The 5,799-nt window shown below is 34.3% G+C and carries 5 protein-coding genes; all 5 read left to right on the forward strand.

What is annotated here, in order from left to right:
* Positions 1-191 precede the first annotated feature (191 nt).
* Positions 192-1,127, forward strand: a complete 936-nt coding sequence (gene pyrB / locus ACT8VG_RS06565) for an aspartate carbamoyltransferase (protein WP_444195447.1) — start codon at positions 192-194, stop codon at positions 1,125-1,127.
* Positions 1,124-1,549, forward strand: a complete 426-nt coding sequence (locus ACT8VG_RS06570; protein WP_055234217.1) for an aspartate carbamoyltransferase regulatory subunit — start codon at positions 1,124-1,126, stop codon at positions 1,547-1,549. The genes pyrB and ACT8VG_RS06570 overlap by 4 nt, the downstream gene beginning before the upstream one ends.
* 95 nt (positions 1,550-1,644) lie before the next feature.
* Positions 1,645-2,073, forward strand: coding sequence for a MarR family winged helix-turn-helix transcriptional regulator (locus tag ACT8VG_RS06575; protein ID WP_187011544.1), 429 nt, complete (start codon positions 1,645-1,647; stop codon positions 2,071-2,073).
* Between the two features lie 13 nt (positions 2,074-2,086).
* The gene (locus tag ACT8VG_RS06580) at positions 2,087-3,838 is read left to right on the forward strand and encodes an ABC transporter ATP-binding protein (protein WP_444195448.1); all 1,752 of its coding nucleotides are present in this window, start codon (positions 2,087-2,089) and stop codon (positions 3,836-3,838) included.
* Positions 3,828-5,720 carry an ABC transporter ATP-binding protein gene (locus tag ACT8VG_RS06585; RefSeq protein WP_288705465.1) on the forward strand — a complete coding sequence of 631 codons (1,893 nt, stop codon included), beginning with the start codon at positions 3,828-3,830 and terminating at the stop codon, positions 5,718-5,720. Before ACT8VG_RS06580 ends, ACT8VG_RS06585 begins: the two co-directional genes overlap by 11 nt.
* Positions 5,721-5,799 lie beyond the last annotated feature (79 nt).

Genomic DNA, 5,799 nt, shown 5'->3' on the forward strand with positions numbered 1-5,799 from the left:
TCGTTGTTGGCATTATACAACATTTCTTTCAACATTTTTTCTTATTCAGTCATAATCTTTCTCCTTACCTATATCATAATAATATAGTTAATATATCAATTAAACGTTTTTATTAGAAAAAACTGTTTAAATAGAGGCGCTGTGATATAATAGATAGGAATTAAAACAAGTTTATAAAGAAGGAGCTCACCATGAAAAAATTCATTATTGATCCAATGGACTTATCTGTTGAAGAAATTGATGATTTAATCGCACTCGCAAACGATATCATCAAAGACCGTACACGTTATCAGGACGTATGTGCACATAAGATTCTTGCAACACTATTCTTCGAACCTAGTACACGTACAAGACTATCTTTTGAAAGTGCTATGTTATCACTTGGAGGAAAGGTATTAGGATTCCCAACTGCAAACGTATCTAGTGCTTCTAAGGGAGAAACAGTATCAGATACAATTCATGTAGTTAGTGGCTATTGTGATATTATCGCAATGCGTCATCCAAAGGAAGGTGCTCCAGTTGTGGCTTCATCAACATGCACTGTACCTTTAATTAATGCAGGTGATGGAGGACATAATCACCCTACTCAGACATTAACTGACTTATTAACTATTCAGAGAGAAAAAGGCACTTTAAAGAACCTTACAGTAGGTTTCTGTGGTGACTTGAAGTTTGGACGTACAGTTCATTCATTATTAAAAGCGATGTCACGTAATCAAGGTACTAAGTTTGTATTTATCTCTCCAGATGAATTAAAACTTCCTGAATATTTAAAAGAAGACATTCTTGATCCAATGGGTATTGAATATAAAGAAGTACGTAGCATGGAAGAAGTCATGCCAGAATTAGATATTCTTTATATGACAAGAGTACAGCAGGAACGTTTCTTCAATGAACAGGATTATATCCGTTTAAGAGATACTTATATCTTAGATGAAGAAAAATTACAGGCTGCAAAGAAAGATATGATTATTATGCATCCACTTCCACGTGTCAATGAAATCAAGACTGAAGTCGATGCAGATCCAAGAGCTGCTTATTTCAGACAGGCTCATAATGGACGTTTTATCCGTATGGCATTGATCTTAAGCTTATTAGGATTACAGAATGAGGTGGAAAGATTATGAGAATAGACAGTATTAAAAATGGTATTGTGATTGACCATATTGCAGCTGGTAAAGCAAAAGAAGTATATGATGCTCTTGATCTAGGTAAGTTAGATTGTCAGGTTGCAATCATCATGAATTGCCGTTCTAATAAGATGGGTAAGAAAGACATCATCAAGATTGATAACGATTTTGATGTTGATTTAGATGTATTAGGTTATATTGATCCTAATATTACTGTTTCTATTATTAAGAATGGTGAAACAGTAGAAAAGAAGAAATTACAGCTTCCTGAAAAAATCATTAATGTGGCTAAATGTAAGAACCCAAGATGTATTACATCTGTAGAAAGAGATTTAGATCAGGTGTTCTATCTTGCAAATAGAGAGAAACGTATCTATAGATGTTATTATTGTGAATCCAAGGCTGAGAAGAAGGACTAAGTCCTTCTTTTTTTATAATTTAATATTTAATAGCATACTATTGACATTGGATTGAAAGTGTACTATCATTCTAATGCGCAGAAGGAGGTAAACTGATGAGAGAAAGTGAAGTAGTAAGCTATATTAAGCATATTAATGACTGTTTAAAGAAGCGTGCGAATAATTCTTTAAGAAAAGAAGGATTAACTTTAATGCAGTCCCATGTTTTATTGAAATTACAGGACGCACCTGATCAGAGAATGACCTTTAAGGAGATTGAGAAAGACTTACATGTAGCTCAATCAACAACTGCGGGACTTCTAGGAAGACTTCAGGAGAAGAATCTTATTCATTGTTGTGATGATTCTAAGGATAAGCGAATTAAAGTTGCCTGTTTAACACAAAAAGGTGAAAGCCATTGTGCACAGGCAAAAAAGAATATGGCTGAATCCAATCGTCTCATGATGAAGGGATTAACACAGGAAGAAATGGATACTTTAGCTGAACTTCTGAAAAAGGTCTATTCAAATCTAGAAAATGAATGAAAGGGGAAATAATATGAATATAATTCGTGTGCTTAAGAAAAGTATTCGTGAATACAAGAGAGATTCAATTTTGACACCTGTTCTTGTGGCTTTTGAAGCATTAGTAGAATGTATTATTCCATTAATGGTCGCAAATTTAGTCAATAGAATGCAGAATGGTTGTGATCTCTCTGTTATTATGAAATATGGTGTGATACTTATTATCATGGCCTGTTTCTCACTCCTATTTGGGGCTCTTGCAGGTATTAAAGCAGCTAATGCTTCAGCTGGTTTTGGTAAGAACTTACGTAAAGACTTGTTTGTTGCAGTTCAGAACTTCTCATTTGAAAACATTGACCGTTTTAGTGCATCTTCACTTGTAACTCGTATGACAACTGATGTCACTAACGTTCAGATGGCTTATATGATGATTATTCGTACAGTTGTACGTGCTCCACTTATGTTGATCTTCTCATTGGTCATGGGATTTATTATGGGTGGTCGACTTGCGTTGATCTTCTTATTTACTATTCCGGTACTTGGTATTGGTTTAGGACTTGTTATTAAGAAGACAATGCCTTTATTTAGAAAAGTATTTAAGAAATACGATAACTTAAATAATTCAGTACAGGAAAATATCAACGGTATTAGAGTTGTAAAATCATTTGTACGTGAAGACTTTGAAAAGAAGAAATTCAATGAAGCTGCAGAAGATGTTTGTGGTGATTTCACAAGAGCTGAAAAGATTCTTGCATTAAATAACCCAATGATGCAGTTCTGTCTTTATGTTGTAATGATCTTCGTACTTACTTTTGGTTCTTATTTGGTTGTTAATTTTGGTGGAGCTATTATTCAGGTTGGACAGTTGTCTTCATTACTTACTTATAGTTTCCAGATTCTTATGAGCTTGATGATGTTATCAATGATCTTTGTAATGGTGACTATCTCTATTGAATCATGTGAACGTATTGTTGCTGTATTAGAAGAACAGCGTACAATTTCAAATCCAGAGAAACCTATTTATGAAGTAAATGATGGTTCTATTGATTTTGATAATGTATCATTTAAATATTCTAAGCGTGCTGATCGTTATGCTCTTGAAAATATTAATCTACACATTAAATCAGGACAGACTATTGGTATTTTAGGAGGTACTGGTTCTTCTAAAACATCACTTGTTAACCTTATTTCACGTCTATATGATGTGACTGAAGGTGAAGTGAAAGTGGCTGGTGTAGATGTAAGAGATTATGACTTAGTCACTTTAAGAGATGCAGTTTCTGTTGTATTACAGAAGAATGTTTTATTCTCTGGCTCTATTAAAGATAACTTACGCTGGGGTAATAAAGATGCCACAGACGAAGAAATAGAAGAAGCATGTCATCTTGCATGTGCTGATGAATTTATTGAACAGTTCCCAGATAAATATGATACACATATTGAACAGGGTGGTACTAACGTTTCTGGTGGTCAGAAACAGAGATTATGTATTGCACGTGCATTACTTAAGAAACCAAAAATCTTAATTCTTGATGACTCTACAAGTGCTGTAGATACTAAAACAGATGCTATTATTAGAGCAGGATTTAAGAAGTTTATTCCTGAAACTACGAAAATCATCATTGCACAAAGAGTTTCAAGTGTACAGGATGCAGATCAGATCATTATCATGAATAATGGTTCTATTGAAGCAATCGGTACTCATGATGAACTTCTTGCATCAAATCCAATTTATCAGGAAGTATACTATTCACAAAACAAGGGAGGTGAACAGGATGAAAAATAATCGTGGTAATAAGAAGAACACATTTACACGTCTCATTAAAACACTCTTTGAATTCTATCCTGTTCTTCTACCTGTTATTATTGTATTAATTCTATTTAATTCTGTTGTCAGCTCTATTCCATCTGTTTTTATGCAGAATATCATTGCTGTTATTGAAAAATACTGGCGTACAAAAGACTGGCTACATGCTAAGCCTGAAGTATTATCATTTGTAACTGTATTACTTATTCTTTATATTCTTTCATTAATTGCTTCATTTACATACAACCGTTTAATGGCTGTAGTCACTCAGGGTTCATTAATGAAATTCAGAGAAAAGATGTTTGCAAGAATGGAAAGTCTTCCAATCCGTTATTTTGATACAAATGCACATGGTGATATCATGTCTATTTATACAAATGATACTGATACATTAAGACAGCTTATTTCTCAGTCATTACCTGCATTGATGCAGACTTCTATTGTACTTCTAACAGTATTTTGCATCATGATCTACTATAGTTTTTGGTTGACTGGGGTTGTATTAATTGGCTGTGTTATTATGTTCTTTATTACTAAGAATTTTGGTTCTAAGAGTTCAAGATTCTTTATTAAACAGCAGCAGACACTTGGTGCAACTGAAGGTTATATTGAAGAAATGATGAATGGACAGAAGGTTATTAAAGTATTCAATCATGAAGAAGATGCAATCGCAGGGTTTGATAAAGTAAACAATGCCTGGTTTGAAGCATCTAGAAAAGCCAATACATTTGCGAATATCTTGATGCCTGTTCTGAATAACATGGGTAATATTCTTTATGTATTAATTGCCTTAACAGGAGGTGTTCTTCTTTATCTAAAGACACCAAATGTATCTTTATCTGGTATGGCACTTAATATTTCTATCGTTGTTCCATTCTTAAATATGACTAAGCAGTTCACTGGCCAGATTGGTCAGATTTCTCAGCAGATCAACTCTGTTGTTATGGGTCTTGCAGGGGCAAGCCGTATCTTTGGATTATTAGATGAAGAACCTGAATTTGATGAAGGCTATGTTACTTTAGTGAATGCTAAAGAAGAAAATGGTGAATTAGTAGAAACAACTGAACGTACTGAAATGTGGGCATGGAAACATCCACATGAAGATGGTACTGTGACTTATACAAGACTTGAAGGCGATGTAGAAATGCATGATGTAGATTTCGCTTATAATCCTAATAAGATGATTCTTCATAACATCACATTATATGCAAAGCCTGGGCAGAAGGTTGCCTTTGTAGGGGCCACTGGTGCTGGTAAGACAACTATTACCAACTTAATTAATAGATTCTATGATATTGAAGATGGTAAGATCAGATATGATGGTATCAACATCAATAAGATCAAAAAGCCTGATTTAAGAAGATCACTTGGTATTATCTTGCAGGATACAAACCTCTTTACTGGTACAGTTATGGATAATATCCGTTATGGTTATTTAGAAGCGACTGATGAACAATGTATTGAAGCCGCAAAGCTTGCTGGTGCTGATGATTTCATTACTCGTCTACCAGATGGTTATAACACAATGTTGACTGGTAATGGGGCAAGTTTATCACAAGGTCAAAGACAGCTAATTGCGATTGCAAGAGCTGCGGTGGCAGATCCACCTGTTATGATCATGGATGAAGCAACATCATCTATTGATACACGTACAGAAGCGATTGTACAAAAGGGTATGGATGCTTTAATGAAAGGACGTACTGTATTTGTTATTGCACATAGATTGTCTACTGTACAGAATTCTGATGTAATCATGGTATTAGATCATGGTCATATTATTGAACGTGGGTCTCATGATGACTTAATTAAACAGAAGGGTCAGTATTATCAGTTATATACTGGAGCATTTGAACTAGAATAAAACGAGCATGCCTAGAAGGCATGCTTCAGATTGTTGACAAATTAGATGAAAATATCAATTGGGCTATCCCAAATTGGTA

This window comes from Catenibacterium sp. (assembly GCF_052354645.1).
GTDB lineage: Bacteria > Bacillota_I > Bacilli_A > Erysipelotrichales > Coprobacillaceae > Catenibacterium > Catenibacterium mitsuoka_A.